General features: G+C 34.5%; 22 protein-coding genes and 1 pseudogene. 6 read left to right on the top strand and 17 right to left on the bottom strand.

The window, feature by feature from the left end; translation table 11 throughout:
• Positions 1-246: 246 nt before the first annotated feature.
• Positions 247-687, bottom strand: coding sequence for an IS200/IS605 family transposase (tnpA, locus tag FEZ18_RS00680; RefSeq protein WP_153266529.1), 441 nt, complete (start codon positions 685-687; stop codon positions 247-249).
• 118 nt (positions 688-805) lie between these two features.
• Between tnpA and FEZ18_RS00685 the strand changes: the two genes are divergently transcribed.
• The 4 genes from FEZ18_RS00685 (at position 806) to FEZ18_RS00700 (ending at position 4576) form a co-directional block, all read left to right on the top strand.
• Positions 806-1309 carry a hypothetical protein gene (locus tag FEZ18_RS00685; protein WP_153266530.1) on the top strand — a complete coding sequence of 168 codons (504 nt, stop codon included), beginning with the start codon at positions 806-808 and terminating at the stop codon, positions 1307-1309.
• Between the two features lie 49 nt (positions 1310-1358).
• Complete coding sequence (locus FEZ18_RS00690) at positions 1359-1583, top strand: hypothetical protein (protein ID WP_153266531.1); 225 nt, start codon at positions 1359-1361, stop codon at positions 1581-1583.
• A gap of 229 nt (positions 1584-1812) precedes the next feature.
• The gene (gene pheT / locus FEZ18_RS00695) at positions 1813-4239 is read left to right on the top strand and encodes a phenylalanine--tRNA ligase subunit beta (protein ID WP_153266532.1); all 2427 of its coding nucleotides are present in this window, start codon (positions 1813-1815) and stop codon (positions 4237-4239) included.
• A 100-nt stretch (positions 4240-4339) separates the two neighbouring features.
• Positions 4340-4576, top strand: a complete 237-nt coding sequence (locus FEZ18_RS00700) for a DUF2007 domain-containing protein (protein ID WP_153266533.1) — start codon at positions 4340-4342, stop codon at positions 4574-4576.
• Positions 4577-4696: 120 nt separating this feature from the next.
• On the opposite strand, the gene FEZ18_RS00705 is transcribed toward FEZ18_RS00700, so the two are convergent.
• Positions 4697-6325, bottom strand: coding sequence for an ABC-F family ATP-binding cassette domain-containing protein (locus tag FEZ18_RS00705; RefSeq protein ID WP_153266534.1), 1629 nt, complete (start codon positions 6323-6325; stop codon positions 4697-4699).
• 289 nt (positions 6326-6614) lie between these two features.
• Between FEZ18_RS00705 and FEZ18_RS00710 the strand changes: the two genes are divergently transcribed.
• Positions 6615-8036: a TlpA family protein disulfide reductase gene (locus tag FEZ18_RS00710; RefSeq protein ID WP_153266535.1), complete on the top strand. Its 1422-nt coding sequence runs from the start codon at positions 6615-6617 to the stop codon at positions 8034-8036.
• A 60-nt stretch (positions 8037-8096) separates the two neighbouring features.
• Here FEZ18_RS00710 and fsa read toward each other — a convergent pair whose 3' ends face one another.
• The 12 genes and pseudogenes from fsa to FEZ18_RS00770 all read right to left on the bottom strand — a co-directional run bounded on the left by fsa (position 8097) and on the right by FEZ18_RS00770 (position 20722).
• The gene (gene fsa / locus FEZ18_RS00715; RefSeq protein WP_153266536.1) at positions 8097-8750 is read right to left on the bottom strand and encodes a fructose-6-phosphate aldolase; all 654 of its coding nucleotides are present in this window, start codon (positions 8748-8750) and stop codon (positions 8097-8099) included.
• Positions 8751-9098: 348 nt separating this feature from the next.
• Positions 9099-10256 carry a 3,4-dihydroxy-2-butanone-4-phosphate synthase gene (gene ribB / locus FEZ18_RS00720; protein WP_153269010.1) on the bottom strand — a complete coding sequence of 386 codons (1158 nt, stop codon included), beginning with the start codon at positions 10254-10256 and terminating at the stop codon, positions 9099-9101.
• 16 nt (positions 10257-10272) lie between these two features.
• On the bottom strand, positions 10273-12261 hold the full coding sequence (locus FEZ18_RS00725) for an LptF/LptG family permease (RefSeq protein ID WP_153266537.1): 1989 nt from the start codon (positions 12259-12261) through the stop codon (positions 10273-10275).
• Positions 12262-12270: 9 nt separating this feature from the next.
• The gene (locus FEZ18_RS00730; RefSeq protein ID WP_153266538.1) at positions 12271-12906 is read right to left on the bottom strand and encodes a LolA family protein; all 636 of its coding nucleotides are present in this window, start codon (positions 12904-12906) and stop codon (positions 12271-12273) included.
• A gap of 45 nt (positions 12907-12951) precedes the next feature.
• Positions 12952-15330, bottom strand: a complete 2379-nt coding sequence (locus FEZ18_RS00735) for a DNA translocase FtsK (RefSeq protein WP_153266539.1) — start codon at positions 15328-15330, stop codon at positions 12952-12954.
• A 106-nt stretch (positions 15331-15436) separates the two neighbouring features.
• On the bottom strand, positions 15437-15805 hold the full coding sequence (locus tag FEZ18_RS00740; RefSeq protein ID WP_153266540.1) for a diacylglycerol kinase: 369 nt from the start codon (positions 15803-15805) through the stop codon (positions 15437-15439).
• Complete coding sequence (tpx, locus tag FEZ18_RS00745; RefSeq protein WP_153266541.1) at positions 15798-16304, bottom strand: thiol peroxidase; 507 nt, start codon at positions 16302-16304, stop codon at positions 15798-15800. The genes FEZ18_RS00740 and tpx overlap by 8 nt, the downstream gene beginning before the upstream one ends.
• Before the next feature lie 144 nt (positions 16305-16448).
• Entirely contained in the window at positions 16449-16706 is a 258-nt protein-coding gene (locus FEZ18_RS00750; protein ID WP_153266542.1) for a DUF6952 family protein, read from the bottom strand.
• A 51-nt stretch (positions 16707-16757) separates the two neighbouring features.
• A complete protein-coding gene (locus FEZ18_RS00755; RefSeq protein WP_153266543.1) occupies positions 16758-17066 on the bottom strand; it encodes a thioredoxin family protein in 309 nt (102 codons plus the stop codon).
• 60 nt (positions 17067-17126) lie between these two features.
• Positions 17127-17765 carry a peroxiredoxin gene (locus FEZ18_RS00760; protein WP_153266544.1) on the bottom strand — a complete coding sequence of 213 codons (639 nt, stop codon included), beginning with the start codon at positions 17763-17765 and terminating at the stop codon, positions 17127-17129.
• Positions 17766-17900: 135 nt separating this feature from the next.
• Positions 17901-19401 (bottom strand): annotated as a pseudogene (locus FEZ18_RS00765) (Na+/H+ antiporter NhaC family protein).
• A gap of 115 nt (positions 19402-19516) precedes the next feature.
• On the bottom strand, positions 19517-20722 hold the full coding sequence (locus tag FEZ18_RS00770) for an aminotransferase class I/II-fold pyridoxal phosphate-dependent enzyme (RefSeq protein ID WP_153266545.1): 1206 nt from the start codon (positions 20720-20722) through the stop codon (positions 19517-19519).
• A 154-nt stretch (positions 20723-20876) separates the two neighbouring features.
• Here FEZ18_RS00770 and FEZ18_RS00775 point away from each other — a divergent pair, with 154 nt between their 5' ends.
• The gene (locus FEZ18_RS00775; protein ID WP_153266546.1) at positions 20877-21335 is read left to right on the top strand and encodes an Lrp/AsnC family transcriptional regulator; all 459 of its coding nucleotides are present in this window, start codon (positions 20877-20879) and stop codon (positions 21333-21335) included.
• Here FEZ18_RS00775 and FEZ18_RS00780 read toward each other — a convergent pair.
• From FEZ18_RS00780 to dnaB, 3 genes are all read right to left on the bottom strand, one after another.
• On the bottom strand, positions 21325-21594 hold the full coding sequence (locus FEZ18_RS00780; protein WP_153266547.1) for an EF-hand domain-containing protein: 270 nt from the start codon (positions 21592-21594) through the stop codon (positions 21325-21327). The genes FEZ18_RS00775 and FEZ18_RS00780 overlap by 11 nt on opposite strands.
• Before the next feature lie 156 nt (positions 21595-21750).
• The gene (locus tag FEZ18_RS00785) at positions 21751-22935 is read right to left on the bottom strand and encodes an asparagine synthetase B (RefSeq protein WP_153269011.1); all 1185 of its coding nucleotides are present in this window, start codon (positions 22933-22935) and stop codon (positions 21751-21753) included.
• 227 nt (positions 22936-23162) lie between these two features.
• Positions 23163-24701, bottom strand: a complete 1539-nt coding sequence (gene dnaB / locus FEZ18_RS00790) for a replicative DNA helicase (RefSeq protein ID WP_153266548.1) — start codon at positions 24699-24701, stop codon at positions 23163-23165.
• Between the last annotated feature and the right edge of the window lies 1 nt (position 24702).

The raw sequence follows: 24702 nt of genomic DNA on the forward strand, positions 1-24702 counted from the left end.
TTTTCATTTCAATTTATCAAAAAATAATTCAATTTATTTACACGACATTATAAAGTTAAATTGGCATAAGAGAATAAAGTAAACCTTTCAACTGTCATGTAGAAAGGTTTTTTATATTTATACAAAATCTTAATGGCATTAAACTTTTACCTCTATCTTACGTTTTTATTTTCTATAACAGTAAAGATCACACCTTCTAAGAAGGTGGCTTTGGATTGCCCCTAAAAGGGGCTTCGAGGGCTTGGTTCAAAAATCAAACTTCTGTTGGTTCTCTTCAACTATTTTTTCTTCCTTTTCTTGATGTTTCACGTATTTTCTTATCATTTCTTCATCTAAACCTACCGTGCTCACAAAGTAACCCCTCGCCCAAAAGTGATTTCCCCAATAAGGGTTCTGCTTTAGTTTAGGGTAACTCTTAAACAGCTTTATTGCTATTTTTCCTTTTAAAATTCCCATCAATTTTGAGATGGAAACTTTTGGCGGAACTGACACCAACAAATGCACATGATCCTCTTGAATGTTCAGTTCTTGAACCTCACATCCTTTCCATTCGCACAAAGAACGAATATCCCTTTCAACCAAGGTCCTTATTGTCCCTTTCAATATTCGCAACCTGTATTTTGGAACCCAAACTATGAGATATTCACATTTATAAATAACATGACTAAGTTTCTTATATTTGCTCATAGTACAAATATAGGCATAGCCTTCAGAACATCACCACCAGCAAAGCAGGTCGTTTTATAAGATGAAATAAAAAATAAAATCTAAAGATATAGCAGTCATTAAAACCAAATACAGTTCAATGAAAGCCGTTTCAATACCTCTAATTAAAAAAGAATTACAGCATCGATCGTCTAACGAGTTAATGGAGCTTTGCCTGCGTTTAGCGCGATTTAAAAAAGAAAACAAAGAACTCCTTACCTATTTGTTATTTGAATCGGTAGATGAAAACAATTATATCGCCTCAGTAAAAACCTATATTGATGATGAATTTGATGCAATCAATATTAAAAGCTATTTTTACATTAGAAAAAGTGTTCAGAAAATTTTAAAGAATATCAAAAAATATATCCGTTATTCAAAAAAAAAGGAAACCGAAGTCCAACTTCTACTCTATTTCTGCGAGAAACTGAAAAATTTCTCACCCAGTATAAAATACAGTACACCATTACAAAACAGTTATAATAGACAGATTGCTTTAGTTAAAAAAACAATAGAAACATTACATGAAGATTTGCAATACGATTATAATTTAATGCTGGAGGATTTGCATCTGAGTAATCATGAAAATAATAAGCTTAATTGATTTCATTCTTACGAGAAATACAAAAACATTACAAAAATTACATTTAAAAATGAAAAAACTTAAAACCATACTCGCAACCATGTTAATTGCCCTCCTAATGTCCAGCTGTGCAACCGTTTTTGGCGGCAAAGTTAATTCGCACCAAAAAACCAAGCCCGCACCTGGCCAACAACAAAGGGATGTTAGAGTTGTTGCTTTAATCGCCAATATTCTTCTTTTTCCACCTGGTCTAATAGTCGATTTTGCTACAGGAGCCATTTATAAGCCTCAATAAGAGTGGAGCCATACTTTTAAAAAATGTTGCAAAATGGTGTGTATTCTAAAAACTGGTCTTAACATGAGTTAAAAGCCTTCTCACCATTAAAAGCTGTAAAATCATGTTTTAATGTAATAATCCATATATAAATTTATAAATTCGCACATTTAACACCACAAATCACATGGCATTGTTTGATTGCTGACTTCTATATTTTATATTTGCCGGCTTAATACATTTATAATTTATGAAGATTTCATACAACTGGTTAAAACAATTTATTAATACAGATTGGACTCCAGAACAAACTAGCGAACTCCTTACAGATTTAGGACTTGAAGTTGAAGGTGTTGAACAATACCAATCGGTTAAAGGTGGTCTAAAAGGTGTTGTAATTGGTGAAGTTTTAACTTGTATTAAACACCCTAATGCCGATAAATTAAAAATTACAACAGTTAATGTTGGTGGGGAGACGCCCTTACAAATTGTTTGTGGCGCACCAAATGTGTCAACCGGTCAAAAAGTACCTGTGGCCACAATTGGAACGACCTTATATACCGAAGAAGGCGAAGGCTGGACTATTAAAAAAGGTAAAATTAGAGGAGAAGAAAGCCATGGAATGATTTGCGCAGAAGACGAGTTAGGCCTAGGCAAATCGCATGAAGGCATCATGGTTTTAGATCCTTCAATTGCTGTGGGAACACCAGCCGCAGATCTATTTGATATTGAAAACGATCATGTTTTCGAAATTGGATTAACACCAAATAGGGCCGATGCCATGAGCCATTATGGTACAGCTCGAGATTTAAAAGCAGGTTTAATTCAAAAAGATATAAAACTAGAACTTATTACCCCATCGGTTAGCGCATTTCACATTGCAAGCCGAACGCTTATAATAGATATAGATGTTAAAGATAAAGAGTTAGCCCCGAGGTATTGCGGTTTAACCATATCTGGAATAAAGGTGATGGAATCGCCTAAGTGGTTACAAAACCGCCTAAAAGCCATTGGTTTAAGTCCGATTAATAATGTTGTAGATGCCACCAATTATGTGCTTCATGATTTAGGACAGCCCCTGCATGCTTTTGATGCTGCAAAAATTACTGGCAACAAAATAGAAGTTAAAACCTTAGATGCTGGTACTAAATTTACAACCTTAGATGGTGTTGAACGTGAATTACATGAAGATGATTTGATGATTTGCGATACCGAAAAACCCTTGTGTATCGCAGGTGTTTTTGGTGGACAGGATTCTGGTGTTACCGAAAGCACAACAAGTATTTTTTTAGAAAGTGCCTATTTCAACCCAGTTAGCATTCGTAAAACAGCTAAACGTCACAGTTTAAACACCGATGCATCATTTAGATTTGAACGCGGCGTAGACCCAAATATTACGCAATACGCCTTAAAACGTGCAGCCCTATTAATTAAAGAAATTGCAGGTGGTGAAATTTCTAGTAATCTCATTGATTTATACCCAAAAAAAATTGAAGACTTTCATGTGCGTTTAAGCTTCGCTAACGCCAAAAAACTTATTGGTGAAGAAATTCCAGAAGAAATTATAAAACGTATTTTAACTTCGTTAGATATAAAAATAAACAGCATTACCGAAACAGGATTAGGCCTAACCATTCCTTCATATAGAAACGATGTGCTTCGAGAAGCAGATATCATCGAAGAAATTTTACGCGTTTACGGTTATAATAATATTAAACCTATTAACAAGTTAAATGCTTCAATTTCGCGTTCTTCTCGTTTCGACGATCATAAAATTCAGAATATTATTGGCAACCAATTAGCCGCGCAGGGCTTTTATGAAATACTTACCAACTCCTTAACCAACCCCAATTATGTTGACTTAAGCGAGCAATTAAAAGCCTCTCATAATGTTGAAATGCTCAACCCTTTAAGTAGCGATTTATCGGTATTAAGACAATCCTTATTATTTTCTGGATTGGAGGCTATTGCGCATAATATTAATAGAAAACAGCAAGATTTAAAGCTTTTCGAATTCGGAAAGACCTACCATAATTACACCGATACTAGAGCTGAAAACAAACACCTAACACTTTTATTAACTGGAAATCAAGACAAAGAAAATTGGAACAGCCCCTCTAAAAAAAGTGATTTCTTTTTACTAAAAGGAAATGTTATTTCGGTATTAGAACGCCTAGGTTTATCTCAATATAACGAAGCACCAATAAAAAATGATTTGTTTAGTGAAGGTTTAAGCATATATTACAAAAAATCGAAGTTGGTAGATTTTGGAATCGTAAAAAAAACCATAGTAAAACATTTCGATATTTCTCAAGATGTGCTATTTGCCGATTTTAATTGGGATGTTATTTTAGAACTTGTAAAACATCACAGTATAGTATTTAAGCCTATTGCAAAATACCCAGAAACACGTCGAGATTTTGCTTTATTAATCGAAGATACAGTTACTTTCGAAGCGATTTATAAAATAGCAGTACAAACAGAAAAAAAGATACTTAAAAGCGTCAATTTATTTGATGTTTATCAAGGTGAGAATTTACCAAATGGTAAAAAAAGTTATGCGGTTAGCTTTGTTTTTCAAGACGAAAACAAGACACTTACCGATAAACAAATTGATAAGATTATGAATAAGCTAAAAGCTAATTTTGAAAATCAACTTGGCGCAGAATTAAGATAACGTATAATTGTCGTATAGTTTTAAAAAGCCAGCATATGTTGGCTTTTTTTATTCTTTAAAGTTTTCGTACCTTTAATTGTGAACTTAAAAACCAATTATAATGCAGGACTCAAATTATATAAAGATATTTACTGGAAATTTTATAACCGTACAACGTATGGTTACCGAGCTTGAAAACATCAATATAACGGCGGTAGTTAAAGACGAGTCGGAATCTGGTCGTTTAGCAGGCTTTGGAGCATCTATACAGGGGCAACAAGAGCTATTTGTGCATAAAGACGAGCTAGACAAAGCCATAGTAATTGTTGAAACTATAAATGCCAGTTTAAAGGCTTAAAGGCTTAGATCCAGATAAAAAAAATATAGTAACCTTTTACATTGAAACATCTCAATAGATAAGGTTACTATATTTTAGTTAATATATTTTAAAAATTATATACAGCGCTGTTAACTCATTTTAAACCGTTTGAACAGCATACATTTTGTTACGCAATTCTTTTATTTTTGGATCTTGCATATAGTCATCAAATGTCGTATATCTATCTATAACACCGTTTGGAGTTAGCTCTACTACTCTATTGGCAACGGTTTGGGCAAACTCATGATCGTGAGTTGTAAACAACACCGTACCCTTAAAAGTTTTAAGCGAGTTGTTAAAAGCCGTAATACTCTCCAAATCTAAATGGTTTGTCGGCTCGTCTAATTGTAACACATTCGCTCTAGTCATCATCATTCTAGAAAGCATACAACGCACTTTTTCGCCACCAGATAAGACAGACGATTTTTTAAAGGCTTCTTCTCCACTAAAAATCATTTTCCCTAAAAATCCGCGAATATTTACCTCTTCACGCTCTTCTTCGGTTTGTGCCCATTGGCGTAACCAATCGATTAAGGTTAAATCATTGTCGAAGTACTCACTATTATCAAGCGGTAAATAAGCCTGTGTGGTGGTTACACCCCAAGCAAATGAGCCCGCATCGGCTTTTTCCTTATTATTTAATATTTGATAAAAGGCTGTTGTTGCTCTAGAATCTCGAGAAAACACAACGACTTTATCGCCTTTATTTAAGTTAAGATCAATATCTTTAAATAATAACTCACCATCAATTGATGCTGTTAAACCATTAATATTTAAAATTTGATCTCCAGCCTCTCTATCCTGCTCAAAAATAATGGCTGGATAGCGTCTACTGGTACGCCTAATATCGGCAATATTTAATTTTTCAATCATCTTTTTTCTACTTGTAGCTTGTTTGCTTTTCGCAACATTAGCAGAAAAACGGCGTATAAATTCTTCCAGTTCTTTTTTCTTTTCTTCAGCCTTCTTGTTTTGTTGGGCATGCTGGCGAGCAGCTAATTGAGACGACTCATACCAGAAGGTATAATTACCTGAATAATGGTTAATTTTACCAAAATCAATATCAGAAATATGCGTACATACCGCATCTAAAAAGTGACGGTCGTGCGATACTACAATAACGCAATTATCGTAATTTGCTAAAAAATTCTCGAGCCATGAGATGGTTTCATAGTCCAAATCGTTCGTGGGCTCGTCCATAATAAGCACATCAGGATTTCCAAAAAGCGCTTGAGCTAACAACACACGTACCTTCTGCTTACCATCTAAATCTGCCATTAGGGTATGATGAAACTCTTCTTTAATACCTAAATTAGATAACATTGAAGCGGCAAGACTATCGGCATTCCAGCCATCCATCTCTTCAAATTTTACCTGAAGCTCGCCAATTTTTTCGGCATTCTCATCGGTATAATCTGCATAAAGCGCATCAATTTGAGTTTTTATTTCATACAAAGGTTTATTTCCCATTAAAATGGTTTCTAAAACCGTATGCTCGTCGTATAAGTTGTGGTTTTGCTCAAGCACAGACATGCGTTTTCCAGTCTCTAAAGAGACCTGGCCAGAAGTTGGTTCTAGCTTGCCAGAAATAATTTTTAGGAAGGTTGACTTTCCAGCCCCATTTGCGCCAATAATCCCATAGCAATTACCATTATTAAAAGTGGTATTTACTTCATCAAAAAGCACGCGCTTGCCGAATTGAACTGATAAGTTTGAAACTGATAACATAGTATTAAATATTTTTACGCAGAAATTTTATTTTTAAAAGCGATACTTGCGAATCGATATAATAATTAGGATTTACTCCTTGACATAAATCCTAAATAAAAGTTTTTGCAAAAGTAGAAAATTCAATCCGTAAGTCGAAACATCCTTAACTAATTTTTATGACATAAATCGAGTCTTTAACAGCCACAAAAACAACATTTAACAACGCCTTAACAACACTTATTAGTTACAAGCCATATTTTTGTTATGCATTAATTTTGTGCCTCAAACATGTTCTTGAATAATTGATATGAAATTTTATTATTTAGCACCACTTGTTATCTTCGTGTTATTAGGTTGTAAAAATGAAAACTTTACAGATAATGACCACTATGCCTATTTAGGTGGTGAAATTATTAATCCTAACAATAACTTTATTGTTCTGTCTAAATCTAAACAACTCATCGATACCATTAAACTCGATGGTAATAATAGGTTTACATACAAAGTATCGCCATTACAAACTGGACTTTACGCTTTTAAACATGGTGGGGAAACACAGATGGTTTTGTTAGAACCCAAGGACAGCGTTTTGCTTAGGTTAAATACAATTGAGTTTGATGAATCTTTAGTTTACACTGGAAAAGGCTCTAGAAAAAATAATTATTTGATTAATGAATTTCTTACAAACGAAAAAGAGGAGAAAAAAATCTTAAAATACTGCCAGTTAAGTGCTAACGAGTACGAAAAACAGTTGGATTCTATTAAAAATTACAAACTCGAGCAACTTCGTAAATTTAAAAACAGACATAAACCGTCTAAATTATTTAACAAAATTGCAAAAGCCAATATTGAGTATAACTACTATTTTAGCAAAGAAATATACCCTTTTGTGCATTATGGCAAAAACAAAAGCAACATTTTAGAATCTTTGCCAAAAGATTTTTATGCTTACCGTAAACACATAAATTACAACGATAGCTTTCTTAAAGATTACTTTGTTTACAACACGTTTTTACGTTGGAGTTTTAATAACATCGCACTTCAACAACATTACAAGCATGCCAAAAATGGAAATTTTAAAAGTTCGGATGCCTGTTATAATCTGGATCGACTTAAGCTTGTTGATAGCTTGATAAGCAGCACCACAACAAAAGAAGATTGGCTGCATTACTACACTATTGCTTACTTAAATAAAACCTCAAATACTAACGACAATAATGCCATTCTTGATTTTTACACTGGTAAAAGCACGAATACCGCAAGGAAAGCTATGGTTTCGAGTTATGCGAGCGCTTTAAGCAAATTAAAAAAGGGAGCCATCTTTCCAGAAGTAGAACTCACCGATTCAAATAATTCTGATACTGCAGTAGCGTCTATTATTAACTCGGCTACCGTTATTTCTTTTTGGTCGCAATCGTATTACGAACATTTTAAAGAAAGTCAATACAAAATTAATGAGTTGCGCCTTAAATATCCAGAAATTAAATTTGTTTCAATTAATATAGACGATAATGGCCTAGATGCTGCCTTAACCGCATTAAAACAAAACAATTTTTCATATAACAACCAATACCAATTAAAACATGCCGAAGCCTCGAAAAAAGTATTAGCAATTTACCCCATGACTAAGGCTTTCATTATCGATAAAAACCAAAGGATAATTAACGGTAAAGCGAATATTTTTGCTCGACATTTCGAGGAAGAACTGCTAGCCCTTATAAACAACTAAAAAAGCCTTACCCTATTTAATAGGTGTAAGGCTTTTAAACTTTAAAAGTTAACTCTAGCTCTAGTTTCCTTTTTTATAATCTTCTATAAATTTCGCTAAACCAATATCGGTTAACGGATGCTTTAATAAACCTTCAATAGAACTTAATGGCCCCGTCATAACATCGGCACCCAATTTTGCACAGTCTACCACATGCATCGTATGACGCACAGAAGCTGCTAAAATTTCAGTATCGAAGTCATAATTATCAAAAACCTGTCTAATCTCTGCAATTAAGTTCAATCCATCGGTAGAAATATCGTCTAAACGACCAATAAAAGGTGACACGTAAGTCGCTCCTGCTTTAGCTGCCAATAGAGCTTGTCCTACCGAAAAAACCAAGGTTACATTCGTTTTAATGCCCTTTTCTGAAAAATATTTACACGCTTTAATACCATCTTTAATCATGGGTAGCTTAATAACAATTTGGTCGTGCAATTCGGCTAAAGCTTCTCCTTCTCTAACCATACCTTCAAAATCTGTAGAAATAACTTCGGCACTAACATCACCCTCAACAATGTTACAAATAGCAAGGTAATGCTTTAAAATGTTGTCATGTCCCGTAATACCTTCTTTTGCCATTAACGACGGGTTGGTTGTTACACCATCAAGCACACCAAGGTCTTGTGCTTCTTTAATCTGATTAAGATTTGCTGTGTCAATAAAAAATTTCATTATTATTAATTTAATTGTGTTTAATCGTTTTTGGGCGTTACGCTTATACCTTTTTATAAGGTAAAAGCGTCAGGCTATACGCTATATCTTTTTAGTGCCTATATTTTTATGTTTAAACAAGCATCGTGTTTTAATCGCTTAAATACACTATAATTATAAACTTAAACGAGCACAAAAAAGGATGCCGCTACTATCCTTAACGCGAGGCAAATTTACAACTTTTAAAATGCTAAAAACTTCTTTTTAGTATCGCAACCATAGGCATTTAATTCTATTTTTAAATTTTAGCGCTGTAATTTATATGGTTTATAAGATTTCCTTTACAGTTCGATAAAAAAAAATTAAGCTTTAATACTTTACATAATCTACAATTTCCAAACCATAACCTACTAAGCCCACACGTTTAGTTTGCTCGGTATTCGATATTAAACGCAATTTATGAATATTTAAATCGTGTAAAATTTGAGCGCCAATACCAAAATCGCGATTGTCCATAGTTTTCTTTGGTGCTTTACAAATTTTATTTGGTTCTTGGTTTTCTTTTAAATAAAATAGGCGTTTTAAAACATTAAAAGATTGCGATTCTTGATTAATAAAAATAACAGCGCCTTGACCTTCCTTGTTTATTAAGTTAAACATTCTTTCTAATCGAATTTCTACATTATTGGTTAGGGTTCCTAAAATATCGTTATTTACAAGAGTCGAATTAATTCTAGTGAGTACAGCCTCATTATCCTTCCATTGGCCTTTTGTTAGGGCGATATGCACTTGGTTGTTCGTAGTTTGCTCGTAAGCTCTTAACCTAAAACTTCCAAAGCGGGTCTCGATTTGAAAATCTTCTTTTTTATCGATTAAAGAATCGTGCTGCATTCTGTAGGCGACTAAATCTTCAATAGATACAATTTTTAAATCAAATTTTTTGGCCACTTCTATAAGTTCGGGTAAGCGAGCCATCGATCCATCATCATTCATAATTTCAACAATAACCCCTGCTGGTTCTAATCCTGCTAAACGTGCAAAATCGATGGCAGCTTCGGTATGTCCCGTACGGCGTAAAACACCGCCTTCTTTGGCTACCAACGGAAATATGTGTCCTGGTCTACCCAAATCAACGGGTTTTGTGTTAGGGTCTATTAAAGCTTGAACCGTTTTTGCTCTATCGCTAGCAGAAATACCAGTTGTAACCCCATGTCCCTTTAAATCTACCGAAACTGTAAAAGCGGTTTCCATAGGATCGGTATTATTATGCACCATCATATTAAGCTCTAAGTCTTTGCATCTTTTCTCGGTAAGTGGTGTGCAAATCAAGCCTCTACCATGGGTAGCCATAAAGTTAATCATATCAGGCGTGACCTTATTGGCAGCAGCAACAAAATCGCCTTCATTCTCCCGATTTTCGTCGTCTACAACAATAATCACTTTACCAGCCCTTATATCTTCTATCGCTTCATGAATGGTGTTAAGTTTAAAATCGGAATTATTATTGGTAATAGGTTTTACTGTCATCATTTAAAGGTGTTATTTATTTTAAATTTAGCAAACAATTTTGTTTTAAATCCGCTTTAATTTTAACATTTAAAAAAGGATAAACTATAGGATATAATGGCACACTTAGAATTAAAAGCGCCAGTTTTGGTTTTTTGTCCGTTTTATTTATATGAGTATAAAAACGACTTAAATTAAGAATAGATCTTATGTAATAAATTAGAAACAACACCAAACTCAGGCCAGATATTTGAATTGAAAGGGCTTGCAAAGAAGGCAGTTTGTTGTTTTTAAACACAAAAAACAAGAGCAATAATAAAATGGTAATCCCATAAAAAACAAGGGCTAATTTTGATTGCACTTGGTATTTTTTTGAAAGCCTCTGTGAGGTGTCGTATGTTTTATTTATTAATACACCTTGAGCCCTTAAATCATCACTTGAAATCCCTTTTAAACGCAATACTTTTATGGCTTCGTATCTCGTGTTTTGGTGATGACCTAGCGCTTTATCATTTTTTACAATTTCAATTAACTCCTCTTCTGTTTGCGATTCTAGAAATTTATAATTAGTGCTATTTTTAGCTTTAATACGGAGAACCTTTTTAAGGGGTTCTACAATATTCCCAAATTCAAACAAGCTTTTGTCTTCTGTGGCTCTTTTGGTTAAAATAACGCCTAAAGGCAACATAACAAGCGTTGAGAACCAACTGGCTAATATAGGATTAAAATTGCCACTTTTAGCGCTGTTTAAAGCAAAAATACCTATAAAATGGTAAGTGAGAAATAAGACTATGGCTATGACCATTGGTAACCCAATGCCACCTTTTCTTATAAGTGCGCCCAGCGGTGCGCCCACAAAAAACAAAATAACACAGGCAAAGCCTAGCGCTAATTTCTCATGAAAAGATATAATATGTTTATTGTAATTAATTTTTGCTAATTTTTGCTCTGTTTGCTTAGCTTCAATAATTTGCTTTGTACTTTTTATATTTCTTAAAGCCAAATCGAGGAGCTGGGATTTGTTTTCATTTTCAAATAAATCCAATATTTCACCCGTGTAAATAGAATCGGTTTTGGGTTGCACATCGCTTTTAACTGGAGCAGGTATAAGTTTATCAAGTCTGGCTATATTACTACGTTGGTATAGGTTATTAGACAATACTTGGTGGGCTTTATTACGTTTTTGAGTAAGCGAGTCGATAGTGTAATTTAATCTGCTTAAATTAAGCATATTGTGCCGGTCTGAATAAGACTTATCGTCAATATCAACATTATCGCCCAATTGAGAAAGATCGATATTAATCGTGTATTTTTCAAAAGCACTTTTAACAAAAGGCTTCTTGTTTCGCTCTTTTATTTTTTTGCGATGAATATCATTATAATAATGACCATCCAACAAAATTAATTTTAAAACATTAGATGACTCCTCACCAACAAGCTCTCCAGACACCGATTTTATCGTTGTTGCATTGGTGCGTTGGTTCGGGCTTTTTATTCGAATTATAACATCGTTAAGATACTGCCCCCTATCGCCACTTTTACTGGCAAACTTGATATTATAGTTGCCAACTTGGTTAAATTGCCCAGTAGCTAAGGCCATTGCAGGTTTAAGCTTAGCTATATTTTTACGTAAATTAAGCGAATTATATTCTGCCCATGGAATAACGTTATTAGAAAATAAAAATGTCGTGAAACCTAAAATTACTATAAACACCGTTAATCCCGACATAGCACGTTGTAATGAGATCCCCGTAGATTTCATGGCTGCAAACTCATAATTCTCGGCAAAACTACCAAAAACCATAATGGACGATAACAAAATAGTAAGTGGTATTACCAAAGGTATTAACTTTGGCATAAAGTAAATTAAGAACTTAAAAACAACAACAATATCTAAATCCTTTCCTGCCAGTTCTTTGATATAAAGCCAAATGGTTTGTAATACAAAAATAAGCATGAGTATTACAAATACACTAAGAAACGTTCTAAGGTATGTAGTTAGGATGTAACGGTCTAATATTTTCACAAAGATTAGCTAGTCTAATTTATTGATATAATAATCGCTGTACTTATTCGCATCAAAGGTAAATAAGGTTTTCGATAAAGGGGTGTTTGTTTTAAAGGAAATCACCGTAAGTGTGGTTTTTGTACCATTTTTACCGATTTGAATTAGGTTGTAAATATGCTTGGTTTGTTTATCGATACCCAAGAGGATGTGTTTAATTTCAGAATTTGTGTCGATAGGTGTTAATTTAACATATTGAACTTTTCTGCCTTTTATATTTTGTTCAATATCCAGAGCATAGGTGTATCCGTCTTCATAAAAAGATAGCATTTCACTTGGTGTGATATTATCATCGGTATCGTTTTGATGAGACGAAACACTAACTTCTTCATCTTCAGGACTTATACTATAGGTGGTTTTACCATCAAATAATCTTGTGATGCCGAGGATGTTTAATCGGTATTTCTCACCCTCCATAACAACATCACCACGTGTTTCTTGTTTTATATTTTCGGAGGTGTTTTCTAAAACATACTTAAAATCGATTGAAATATTATCGTAGCTTTTTACTTTAGCCGACACTTCTTCTAATAAGGTTTTTCCACCGTTTTGAGAAATAGCACTTACAGAAAGCATAATTAATAAAACACTTATAACTTTTTTCATTTTATCTGTTTTTTTTACTTCCGCTTAAGCGGAAATTCTATTCATTTATATTTCGTTTTCTAAATGTTGATCGAGCGCAATTAAATCGGGGATTAAAACTTGTCGAGCTTTACTACCTTCAAACTGCCCCACTATACCTGCGGCTTCTAATTGATCTATTATTCGACCAGCTCTATTGTAGCCCAACTTTAACTTGCGCTGCAATAAAGACGCAGAGCCTTGCTGTGCTGTTACAATAACAATGGCAGCGTCTTTAAATAGTTTATCCCGATCGGAGATATCTACATCAAGACTTGTGCCACTTTCTTCTCCCACATACTCGGGCAATAAATGTGCATCTGGATATGCTTTTTGCGATCCAATAAATTCGGTTATGCGTTCCACTTCAGGTGTATCAACAAATGCACATTGTACGCGAATAACATCGTTGCCCTGGGTAAATAACATATCACCGCGACCAATAAGTTGGTCTGCCCCAGAGGTGTCTAAAATGGTTCGCGAATCTATCTTACTGGTTACCCTAAAGGCTATTCGAGCAGGGAAATTTGCTTTAATAATACCGGTAATAACATTAACCGAAGGTCTTTGAGTTGCAATAATTAAATGAATACCAATGGCACGTGCTAATTGAGCTAGTCGAGCAATTGGTGTCTCTACCTCTTTACCGGCAGTCATGATTAGATCGGCAAACTCATCGACCACCAACACGATATACGGTAAGAATTGATGCCCTTCATTCGGGTTTAATTTTCTCGCCTTAAATTTTACGTTATACTCTGCAATGTTTCTACATAACGCATTTTTAAGCAATTCATAGCGATTATCCATCTCAATACACAAAGAGTTTAGGGTATTGATTACTTTGGTATTGTCTGTTATAATCGCCTCTTCGCTGTCTGGTAATTTTGCTAAATAATGTCGTTCAATTTTATTAAAAAGTGTGAGTTCCACTTTTTTAGGATCGACTAAAACAAACTTTACTTCAGCCGGATGCTTTTTGTATAATAATGAGGTTAAAACAGCATTTAAACCAACCGATTTACCTTGACCTGTTGCCCCTGCCATAAGTAAATGAGGCATTTTTGCAAGATCTACAACAAAAGTTTCATTACTAATAGTCTTACCTAAGGCAACTGGTAATTGCATTTCTGAGGTTTGAAACTTTTTTGATGCAATAACCGAACGCATAGAAACAATAGTTGCATTTTTATTTGGCACCTCTATACCAATGGTACCCTTTCCTGGAATGGGTGCAATAATTCTAATGCCTAGTGCAGATAGCGACAACGCAATATCGTCTTCTAAATTTTTAATTTTAGAGATGCGTACACCAGCCTCAGGTACAATTTCGTAAAGTGTAACGGTTGGTCCAATTGTAGCTTTTATACTTGCAATTCCAATTTTGTAATTACTTAGAGTTTCTACAATTTTATTTTTGTTTTCTTCAAGCTCCTCCTGATTAATTGTAATGCCCTCGGTGTCGTATTTTTTTAGAAGATCGATTGTAGGAAATTGATAATTACTCAAATCTAGCGTGGGATCGAACTGCCCAAAATCTTCTACTAATTTATTTGCTAAATTATCGGTTTCAGATTGTTCTTCAACCACTTTTTCTACCTTCATTTCGACATCTGTCTCCTGCTCTTCATCGGCAATTTTAACCTCCAATGGGGTTATGCTTTCCGATGGCGGCTCTTGCTTTACAACAGAATCATTCTCCTCTAAATCTATATTATAAGCGGTTTTTATAACTTCAGCTTCTTCGGCTAGATTATTATCTAAGGGAGCAGAAAAGCCTTTGTCGGCCTGAGAAAACTCGTCTTTTATATCCTTTTTAGTAGTTTTAAAAACATTTAAAATCCCTTGAAACGTCAACTTAAAACGAATGGCTAAATAAGTAATGAGACCAAATAGTAACAGTAGTATAACACCAGTTTTACCGATGTAGACTTGAAGAAATGTGTTTATTTCGAAACCTATTGTGCCACCTAAAATATCATTTTTGTCTCCAAAAAAACCAAAAAGTATAGAAATCCAGATAATAATCAATAGACCCCAAAACCAATGTTTACGAATTTTGGTCTTCGAGATATCTAAAAGCACGTAAACACCCGAAATAAAAAATAATCCAGCAAATATAAATGATGCGACTCCAAAGCCACGCTGTATAAACAAATCACTTAACCAAGCGCCTACCTTACTTAACCAGTTTTGTGTTTCAACTTCTCTATTGGTAAAAGCAGATAAACTACTTTGATCTGCTTTTCCTGTAAAGAAAAAAGAGATAAACGACATACATAAAACAATACCGATTATCACCAAGAAGCTGCCCAGAATAAGTTTTTGTTGACTAGACAACTTAAAAGCCGGTTTTTTAACTTTTGTTTTTGTTGACTTACCAATATTTGATTTTTTTTTCGCCATATTTACTTTCCGCCTAAACGAAACTAATTTAAAACTAAAGTTGAGTAAAAAAAATAACTCGACAAAAATACAAATTACTAACGTTTATCCTAAGCGTAATCGTATATTAAAAAATCTTAGGCGTGTAAATTAGAATCCCTATTATTACGGCGAAGATTCCAGCAATAAAAACGGCACCCGCAGCAATATCTTTTATTAAGCCAATTTTTTCATGATATTCTGGGTGGACAAAATCGGCGATTTTCTCAATAGCGGTATTAAGGCCTTCAACACTCATTACTAGACCAATAGCCAAACACTGAACCATCCATTCGGTCATAGAAATACGGTAATAAAATCCTGCAATCGTTACAAGTACTCCCAAAAAAAATTGAACTTTTATACTAGACTCTGTTTTTAGAAGCAGCATTGCCCCCTTGAAGGCGTAGCTCACACTTTTTATACGATTTAATAAAAGCGACTCTTTTTTAGGCATTTATAACGGCTTCTAAGGCTGCTTTATAATCTGGTTCGTCTACAATTTCGCCTACCTGCTCGATGTACTTTACAGTTTGATTCTCATCCAGTACAACGACGCAACGAGAATGCAGACCTTCCAAGGGGCCGTCGGTTATATTTAAGCCATAAGTTTCACCAAAATTTCCAGCTTTAAAATCTGATAAACCTATAACGTTTTCTAAACCCTCAGCACCACAAAAACGAGCATGTGCAAACGGTAAATCGCGCGAAATACAAAGTACTTTAGTGTTTTTTAATGCACTGGCTTCTTTATTAAACTGTCTTACCGATTGCGCACAGGTATCGGTATCAATACTCGGAAAGATATTTAAAACTACTTTTTCGCCTTTAAAATCGTTTAGTGTTTTAGCAGATAAATCGGTTGCTATTAATGAAAAATCTGGAGCTTTTGCGCCTACCTCTGGTAAGTTTCCAGAAGTATGTATCGTGTTTCCTTTTAATGTAATTGTTGCCATTTTTAAGATGTATTTCTGTTAAACTTTAAAAATATGAATATTTTAGCGCTTTTCCATTTATTATGAGTAAAATAATGTCAATAAAAAAAACGCTTTATCTATTTTAGTAAGACAAAGCGCTTTTATGTTTTATTGTCATATTTATTAACTATCAATAGATCCTAAAACACGTGTCATAAAATTATTTAAAGCTTCTTTTTGAGGCGTGCCTTCCTTTACCATTTTATGGACTTCAATAGCGCCATACATATTGGATATAAGCTCACCAATAACATCTAATTCTTCATCTTTTAAAGAAGGAACTTCCGTTAAAGCTTCTAGGGTTTCAATAGTCTCTATTACAAAATCTTCATCGTTTTCTTCAATGAATTTTGTTAAGTGTTTAATTACGGGTAACTTCATTGTGTTGTTTATCTTCCTAAATTTGGAAAATATGCATTTAAATTATTTATACTAGACAACTTCGGCAACAAGCTCTTTTAAAACTTCAAATTTATTAGTCTGAACTTGATTTACGAATTCACCCCCTTTAAAAACAGCAAACGTCGGTAAATTATCTACAGTTGCTAATTTTCTAGATTCTGGAAATTTTTCTGAATCTACAATCACAAAAGAAGCGCCCTCATGCTCTGAAGCTAATTTTTTAAACTTTGGTTTCATTATACGACAATTTCCACACCAAGTTGCAGAATATTGCACAATTACGGTATTGTTATTTGAAACAACTTCTTTTAAATTATCCTGATCTAATTCTTGTATCATAAATTTATAATTAAATTAAATAAACCTGTAAATAATTTCTTTACAGGCCTATTTATATTTTTAGTTCATGGCCAAATATTCGGCGGTTGCTTTTACGCTAGCAGTCATGGCCTCTTTTCCTTCTTCCCAGTTTGCAGGACAAACTTCGCCTTTTTCTTGAACATGAGTTAAAGCGTCTACTAAACGAATGTATTCTCCTACATTTCGCCCAATTGGCATATTGTTAATACTTTCGTGTTGTACAATTCCCTCTTCGTCAATAATATAAGTAGCGCGATAGGTCACATTATCCCCTTCAACTTGAACTGTTCCAGTTTCTTCATTGTAAGTCTCGTTAGATATATCTAAAATACCCAAAACACTAGACAGGTTTCTATTGCTATCGGCTAGAATCGGGTAAGTAACCCCTTCTATACCACCATTTTCTTTTGGTGTACTCAACCAAGCGAAATGCACCTCTGGCGTATCACAAGAAGCACCAATAAGTATCGTGTTACGTTTTTCGAATTCTGCTATAGCGGCTTGAAAAGCATGTAATTCTGTTGGGCACACAAATGTGAAATCTTTTGGATACCAAAACAATACCACTTTTTTGTTTTTGTTCACCGCTTCTTCTAAAACATTGATTTTAAAAGTGTCGCCCATTTCGTTCATGGCGTCGACATTTAAATCTGGAAATTTTTTACCTACAAATGACATGTGGAATATTAATTTAAAGTTAGTAATATTTTTTCGATGCGAAGATACTATAGCATACCAGATCACATAAGAAATAAAATTTAAATTTCTTATCTGTGTATAGATTTTAGTTATATTGAAATAACGCCCTAATTTTTATTTATTATTTGATTTTAGCTGCTTTATTTTTATTGTGAAAGCCGCTACAAGCAAGGTTATAATAGGACTAAAAATACTAAAAAAGGCAAAAGGAATATATGCTGTGGCTCCAGCATAACCAAAAAGTACTTTTGAATGGTAAGCCCCACAGGTGTTCCATGGAATAAGCACCGAGGTCACTGTTCCAGAATCTTCTAGGGTTCTGCTTAAATTCTCTGGCGCCAAGCCCTTATCTTCGTAGGCTTGTTTAAACATTTTTCCAGGCACAACTATAGCAAGATATTGATCTGATGCAGTTAAATTAAGTGCTAAGCAACTTGCTACAGTGCTGGCAAATAAACCAAATGTAGAGGTAGCTATTTTTAATAATGAGGTTGTTATTCGAGACAATGCACCAATAGCCTCCATAATGCCTCCAAAAACCATGGCGCAAATAATAAGCCAAATCGTGCTTAACATCCCTTTCATACCTCCTGCTGTAAATAAATCGTTAAGTTCTGTACTGGTAGTTGTTATCGCCGTATCGACAGTGATAGCCTGCATTACACCTTTATAAGCCGTGTGTAAATTCAAGGTTTCCGCTCCAGCAATGTTTGCAACAATATTTGGCTGAGCTATAATAGCAGCAACCCCACCAAAAATGGCGCCTAACAAAAGAGCGATTAAAGGCGGTTTTTTCTTGACAATTAAATAAATAACAGCAGCTGGAACTACAAATAACCAGGGACTAATATTAAATGCCCCTTCGATAGCTTCTAATTTATCTTGAATTATTGGTGCCCCTACAGTATCAATATTTAACCCAATTATTACAAAAATAAGAAGAGTAATAACCACGGTTGGAACTGTCGTTATAGTCATGTATTTAATATGCGAAAACAATTCGCTTCCAGCCATAGCAGCTGCTAAATTAGTAGTATCACTTAAAGGTGACATTTTATCACCAAAAATAAGCTCCCGAAAGTACTGCTCCAGCGGTCATTCCAATCGATATCCCCAAAGTTTCACCAATACCAACCAAGGCTATACCCACAGTGGCCGATGTGGTCCAAGAACTTCCAGTGGCCACAGAAATAATAGCACAAATAATAACACAGGCCGCTAAAAATATGGTTGGATTAAGTATTTGCAAACCGTAATAAATCATGGTTGGAATAATACCGCTTATCAACCATGTGCCAGCCAATGCACCAACCATTAACAAAATTAAGATCGCCCCTGAAGTCGATTTTATATTTTCTGCAACTTCAGCAATCATGCGATCATGAGAAACTTTATTTCTATAGCCAACCATAGCTGCAACTGCACCTCCAAGCAACAGTATAAATTGATTACTACCCCCTAAAGCTTCGTCTCCAAAAATAAATATGTTATAAGCTAACATACCCACAAGAGCAAACACGGGTATTAAGGCTTCCCAAATACTTAACTCTTTGTTAGTGATAATGTTTTTTTCATCTTGACCCTTTGCTTCTGGAATATTATCGTATTCTTGCATCTATTTAATTTTGTTTGCGTAATGTTACAATTTTAACAGCATGTACACAAGTAGAAATAGTATTGTATCTTAAGAAGACGTTCATTTTTTGTGAATTTGTTTCTAATAGAAGCTATTACGCTTGTATAATAGATAACTCGAGCATACAGGTCTTCATCATTTTATAGGTACGTTCAATATCGGCATCCAAGCCAATAGAAAAACGAATTAACCCCGGACTTAAACCCATTTCCTCTTGCTCGTCGTCTGGTATTTCTGAAGACGTAGAGCTTCCTGATGCAGAAAATAAAGTTTTATAAAAACCGAGACTTACGGCCAAATACCCAATGTTTCGCTTTTGCATTAACTCCATAAGCGCATTAGCTTTCTCTTGGGTTCCCACATCAATAGTTAGCATACCACCAAAACCATATTTTGTATTCATAAGCGATTTAAACAATTGATGCGAAGGATGAGATTGTAAACCAGGATACACCGTTTTTAAGCCATCGGCTTCAAATTTTTCAGCTAAAAAAGCAGCATTAAAACTGTGTTGCTGCATTCTAATATGTAACGTTCTAAGATTTTTTAAAATCGAGGCAGCGCGAAAACTATCCAATGTAGAACCTAAAAGCATAGCAGCGCCATGGTTTATATTTCGTAAATCGTCGATAAATTCTTGAGTGCCACAAACCACACCTCCAACAGCATCGCTAGAGCCGTTTATAAACTTCGTTAAACTATGAATAACCACATCTGCACCCAAAACAGCGGGAGAAATTGATAACGGCGAAAACGTATTATCAACGACCAATTTTAAATGGTGTTTTTTGGCCAGTTTCGACAAGGCTGTAATATCTGCAACCTCCAAGAGTGGATTGCTAACCGATTCGCAATACAAAATCTTCGTGTTTTTTGTAATAGCAGCTTCAACAGCCTCTAATTTTGTAATATCCACAAAGCTGGTTTCAACTCTAAAACGGGGTGCGAAATTTTTTAAAAAAGCATAGGTACCACCATAAATTGTTCTACTTGAAACAATATGATCGCCAGCAGCGCAACACTGCAATAAAACCTGAGTTATAGCCCCCATACCCGAAGCAGAAACATTTGCAGTTTCTGTATTTTCCATAACTGCTAAAGCCTTTTCTAAATACAGGTTTGAGGGTGTAGAATGTCGGGAATATAAATAACAACCCTCTGTATTACCCTCAAAAGTATCAAGCATCGATTTTGCCGATAAGAATGTATAGGTTGATGAGTCTGATATGGAAGGATTTACCCCTCCAAATTCGCCAAAATACTGTAAATCTTGAATGTGATTAGCAGGTTTAAAAGCCATAATGATATATTTTTACCTCAAAAATGATCATTTTTAGACTAAAATACAATAGAAGTAGTTATTATCAGAAAATAAATCTAAATAAATTCTTATTCATAGATTTTATGTTTAAATTACAGACCATATAGCGTTTAATTATGAAAATTTTTCGAAAATGACCTTTGATGATATCGATAAAAAAATACTATTTTACTTACAAGAAGATAGTAAACAGACTAATAAAGCCCTTTCCAATAAATTAAACTTATCGGTTACGGCGGTTTACGAACGCATTAAAAAGCTTGAAAAAGAAGGCTGTATAGACAAGTATGTTGCTCTAGTAAATAAACAAAAAATTGATAGAAATTTTCTTGTGTTTTGTCATGTAAGACTAGAAAAACATAGTCAAGACTACGTGATAAGTTTTGAAAAAGAAGTTAAGCTTTTACCCGAAGTTTTAGAGTGCCATCATATAAGTGGCGACTACGACTATTTACTAAAAGTACTCGTTAAAGACATGGCGGCTTTTAGAGAGTTTATGGTAAAAAAGTTAACAACCATTAATCACATTGGCAGTACACACAGTATGTTTGTTATAAACGAAGTAAAACACAGTACAGCTCTTAATTTTTAATCTCGCTAATGGCAGCTTTAAACTCCTCCCAGTTTATATAACCATCGTTATCTTTATCGTAACCTTCAATAAGTTTAGACGATACTAATCCTCGAATAAAACCATTAATTTCAGCTTCTTTAAGTAGATTTTTCACCTCTTTTTTCGACAATTTTCCATCTCCATTCTCATCGAAAAAACGAAAAGCATCTTCTGGTGTTTTAAAATGATGTGTAATAAGGATTTGTACTTTTTTTAGAATTTCGTCTTTTGTTGACATATAGATGGTTTTATGTTAAAAAACGAAATTATAAAAATTTATGAATTATACGAAATTTTTTACGCTCGCGTGTTGTAATTTTCTAGGCTATTTATGTCAAGAAATTATTATTATTGAGATTAACCATATAAACTGTAATACTCGACTTGCCTCACATTAAGTTTTCTGTTTTTTCTTTTTTGCTGCTGGAAACAATATATTATTTAAAATAAGTCGGTAGCCTGGAGAGGTGGGATGTAATTGCAATTCGGTTTTGGGGTCTCCTACTCTATGCTGGTAATCTTCTGGATCGTGACCACCATAAAAAGTAAAAAAACCTTTTCCTTTAATTCCATGAATATACTTGGCCTCGCCATTCGATTTGTTTTCGCCCATAACCAATACACTAGATTTTATTTCGTCTCTTGTAAAAGCCGTTGTTTGTCCCATGAACCCTTTAACCAAGGCGGTGTGGTTTTGACATAACATGGTTGGAATAGGATCCCATTTAGCAGAAAACTCCATGAGTGAAAAATAATCGGTAGTTTTAGGAATTCTTCGCTTACTGGTCATATCTATTGAAGAAAACTCGTAAACATTCGGACTTCTTTCTAAAGTGAAATTTGTAAACGCAAAAGTTTTACTGTAATCTATTTTATTTTGATAAGCTGGGGTGCTACCGTCGCCATCAAACATCGGTTCACAAATATCAATACCCTCGGCAGCTAAGGCAATATCAAAACTATCTGTGGCGCTGCACATCGCGAACATAAAACCACCACCAATTACATAATCCCTAATTTTTAAGGCCACTGCCAGTTTGGCTTGAGAGACTTTAGAAAAACCGAGTTTGTTTGCTAAAGCTTCCGCCTCTTTTTTTTCTTCGATATACCAGCTAGCGGCTTTATAGGCCGAATAAAATTTACCAAACTGTCCTGTAAAATCCTCATGGTGCAAATGCAACCAATCGTATAATAACAAGTGATCATTTAGCACCTCTTCATCGTAAACTGTTTTGTATGGTATCTCGGCATATTCTAAAACCAAAGTTACAGCATCGTCCCAAGGCTGTTTTCCAGAAGGGCTGTAAACTGCAATTTTAGGAGCTTTCTCTAAAATTACAGCTTCCATATTTTTACTGGGACTACTAATTTCTTTTAAAATAAGCTCTGCTTTCGGTGTTGAAATGATTTCGAATGAAACTCCTCGTATTTGACATTCTCGCTGGATACTTTCGGTATTCGGTAACAAAAAAGAACCCCCGCGATAATTAAGCAGCCATTTAACTTTTAAATCTTTATCGAGCGTCCAAAACGTTATACCATAAGCTTTCAAGTGATTTTTTTGATGCTCGGCATCCATGGGAATAAGAATGTAGGAGGCATAGGATTTAAACCCTAAAACGATCAACAGTAGCGTAAAAAATATCTTCTTCAAAATTGGGTTTCACTTATTTTTGAAATTTCTTGCTTGGCTTGAAATAACAATTTATGATTTAACACCGAAAGATACTTAAAAATTATTCTTTTCTAACGATTGATCCAAATTTAGTACAGCGTTAACCTGTTTATCTGGTAGAAAAAATTAACTTAAAACGGAACATCATCATCTTCACCATTAAACGAGCTGCCAAAAGCTTGGTCTGGACTCGCTTTAAAACTATCTGTTTGGAAACCATCGTCATTTGCAGCCGCATTCATTTTAGAATGAAACTCAAAAGGAGAATCAAAGTCATCTAAATTATCAAACTTACCTAAATTTCCAATAAACTTCAATCTAATATTTTCCAAACCACCATTACGATGCTTGGCTATAATAAATTCGGCTTGACCTTCGGTAGGTGAGCGTTCATCGTCATCCCACTCATCAATTTTATAATATTCTGGTCTGTAAATAAACGATACAATATCGGCATCCTGTTCTATCGCACCAGATTCACGTAAATCTGATAAAAGAGGTCTTTTACTACCGCCACGTGTTTCTACGGCACGCGATAATTGAGATAATGCAATTACTGGAACATTTAATTCTTTAGCTAAAGCTTTAAGATTTCGAGAAATCATCGAGATCTCTTGTTCACGGTTTCCTGCATGGCTACTCCCTCCCGTCATAAGTTGCAAATAATCGATCATGATTAGTTTTATCCCGTGCTGCGAAGACAAACGTCGTGCTTTAGCACGTAAATCGAAAATTGAAAGTGATGGAGTATCGTCAATAAATAAAGGTGCTTTTTCTAAGCCTTTAACTTTTACATTAAGCTGCTCCCACTCGTGCTTTTCTAATTTTCCGGTACGTAATTTCTCTGAAGACAAGCCTGTTTCACTAGAAATTAAACGTGTTATTAATTGTACAGATGCCATTTCTAAGGAAAAAAAAGCAACTGGTATATTTTGATCTACGGCAATGTTTCGCGCCATAGACAAGGTTAAGGCCGTTTTACCCATACCAGGTCGAGCAGCCACTATAATTAAATCTGAAGGCTGCCAACCAGAGGTTAATTTATCGAGTCTATTAAAACCTGTTGGAATACCACTCAAGCCTTCTTTATTAGAAATCTCTTCAATTTTCTTTTTAGCTTGTATAACGAGTTCTTGTGCCGTTTCGCTTGATTTTTTTATATTCCCCTGAGTAACCTCGTATAATTTAGACTCGGCCTTGTCTAATAAATCAAAAACATCTTTTGTTTCATCGTATGAATCCTCTATAATTTCGTTGGAAATTTTTATGAGACTACGCTGAATAAATTTTTGCAAAATAATACGTGCATGAAACTCAATATGTGCCGAAGAAGATACTTTTTGAGTTAAAGATATTAAATAGAAATCGCCACCTGCTAATTCTAGTTTTGAATTCTTCTTTAACTGTGTAGAAACGGTTAATAAGTCTACTGGCTCACTGTTTTCGAACAATTGAAAAATAGCTTCAAAAATATATTGATGCGATTCTTTGTAAAAGGCTTCGGGGCTTAAAATATCAATTACCTCGTCGACGCCTTTTTTATCAATCATCATGGCACCAAGAACAACCTCCTCTAAATCAAGAGCTTGAGGCGGTATTTTTCCTTTCTCAAGACTTATAATAGTACTTTTATCGACTTTGTATCCTTGGATCTGTTTGGGTTGTTTCATG

This window comes from Oceanihabitans sp. IOP_32 (genome assembly GCF_009498295.1).
GTDB classification, from domain to species: Bacteria; Bacteroidota; Bacteroidia; order Flavobacteriales; family Flavobacteriaceae; genus Wocania; species Wocania indica.

What these genes read in the sequence shown, in the direction of transcription:
- FEZ18_RS00760 (WP_153266544.1), bottom strand. Translation starts at nt 17,765, where the DNA reads ATGTCATTTGTAGGTAAAAAATTTCCAGATTTAAATGTCGACGCCATG.
- dnaB (WP_153266548.1), bottom strand. Translation starts at nt 24,701, where the DNA reads ATGAAACAACCCAAACAGATCCAAGGATACAAAGTCGATAAAAGTACT.
- FEZ18_RS00690 (WP_153266531.1), top strand. Translation starts at nt 1,359, where the DNA reads ATGAAAAAACTTAAAACCATACTCGCAACCATGTTAATTGCCCTCCTA.
- FEZ18_RS00785 (WP_153269011.1), bottom strand. Translation starts at nt 22,935, where the DNA reads ATGGATGCCGAGCATCAAAAAAATCACTTGAAAGCTTATGGTATAACG.
- pheT (WP_153266532.1), top strand. Translation starts at nt 1,813, where the DNA reads ATGAAGATTTCATACAACTGGTTAAAACAATTTATTAATACAGATTGG.
- FEZ18_RS00685 (WP_153266530.1), top strand. Translation starts at nt 806, where the DNA reads ATGAAAGCCGTTTCAATACCTCTAATTAAAAAAGAATTACAGCATCGA.
- tpx (WP_153266541.1), bottom strand. Translation starts at nt 16,304, where the DNA reads ATGGCAACAATTACATTAAAAGGAAACACGATACATACTTCTGGAAAC.
- FEZ18_RS00750 (WP_153266542.1), bottom strand. Translation starts at nt 16,706, where the DNA reads ATGAAGTTACCCGTAATTAAACACTTAACAAAATTCATTGAAGAAAAC.
- FEZ18_RS00740 (WP_153266540.1), bottom strand. Translation starts at nt 15,805, where the DNA reads ATGCCTAAAAAAGAGTCGCTTTTATTAAATCGTATAAAAAGTGTGAGC.
- FEZ18_RS00775 (WP_153266546.1), top strand. Translation starts at nt 20,877, where the DNA reads ATGACCTTTGATGATATCGATAAAAAAATACTATTTTACTTACAAGAA.
- FEZ18_RS00705 (WP_153266534.1), bottom strand. Translation starts at nt 6,325, where the DNA reads ATGTTATCAGTTTCAAACTTATCAGTTCAATTCGGCAAGCGCGTGCTT.
- FEZ18_RS00730 (WP_153266538.1), bottom strand. Translation starts at nt 12,906, where the DNA reads ATGAAAAAAGTTATAAGTGTTTTATTAATTATGCTTTCTGTAAGTGCT.
- FEZ18_RS00735 (WP_153266539.1), bottom strand. Translation starts at nt 15,330, where the DNA reads ATGGCGAAAAAAAAATCAAATATTGGTAAGTCAACAAAAACAAAAGTT.
- FEZ18_RS00780 (WP_153266547.1), bottom strand. Translation starts at nt 21,594, where the DNA reads ATGTCAACAAAAGACGAAATTCTAAAAAAAGTACAAATCCTTATTACA.
- FEZ18_RS00755 (WP_153266543.1), bottom strand. Translation starts at nt 17,066, where the DNA reads ATGATACAAGAATTAGATCAGGATAATTTAAAAGAAGTTGTTTCAAAT.
- ribB (WP_153269010.1), bottom strand. Translation starts at nt 10,256, where the DNA reads ATGACAGTAAAACCTATTACCAATAATAATTCCGATTTTAAACTTAAC.
- tnpA (WP_153266529.1), bottom strand. Translation starts at nt 687, where the DNA reads ATGAGCAAATATAAGAAACTTAGTCATGTTATTTATAAATGTGAATAT.
- FEZ18_RS00710 (WP_153266535.1), top strand. Translation starts at nt 6,615, where the DNA reads ATGAAATTTTATTATTTAGCACCACTTGTTATCTTCGTGTTATTAGGT.
- FEZ18_RS00700 (WP_153266533.1), top strand. Translation starts at nt 4,340, where the DNA reads ATGCAGGACTCAAATTATATAAAGATATTTACTGGAAATTTTATAACC.
- FEZ18_RS00770 (WP_153266545.1), bottom strand. Translation starts at nt 20,722, where the DNA reads ATGGCTTTTAAACCTGCTAATCACATTCAAGATTTACAGTATTTTGGC.
- fsa (WP_153266536.1), bottom strand. Translation starts at nt 8,750, where the DNA reads ATGAAATTTTTTATTGACACAGCAAATCTTAATCAGATTAAAGAAGCA.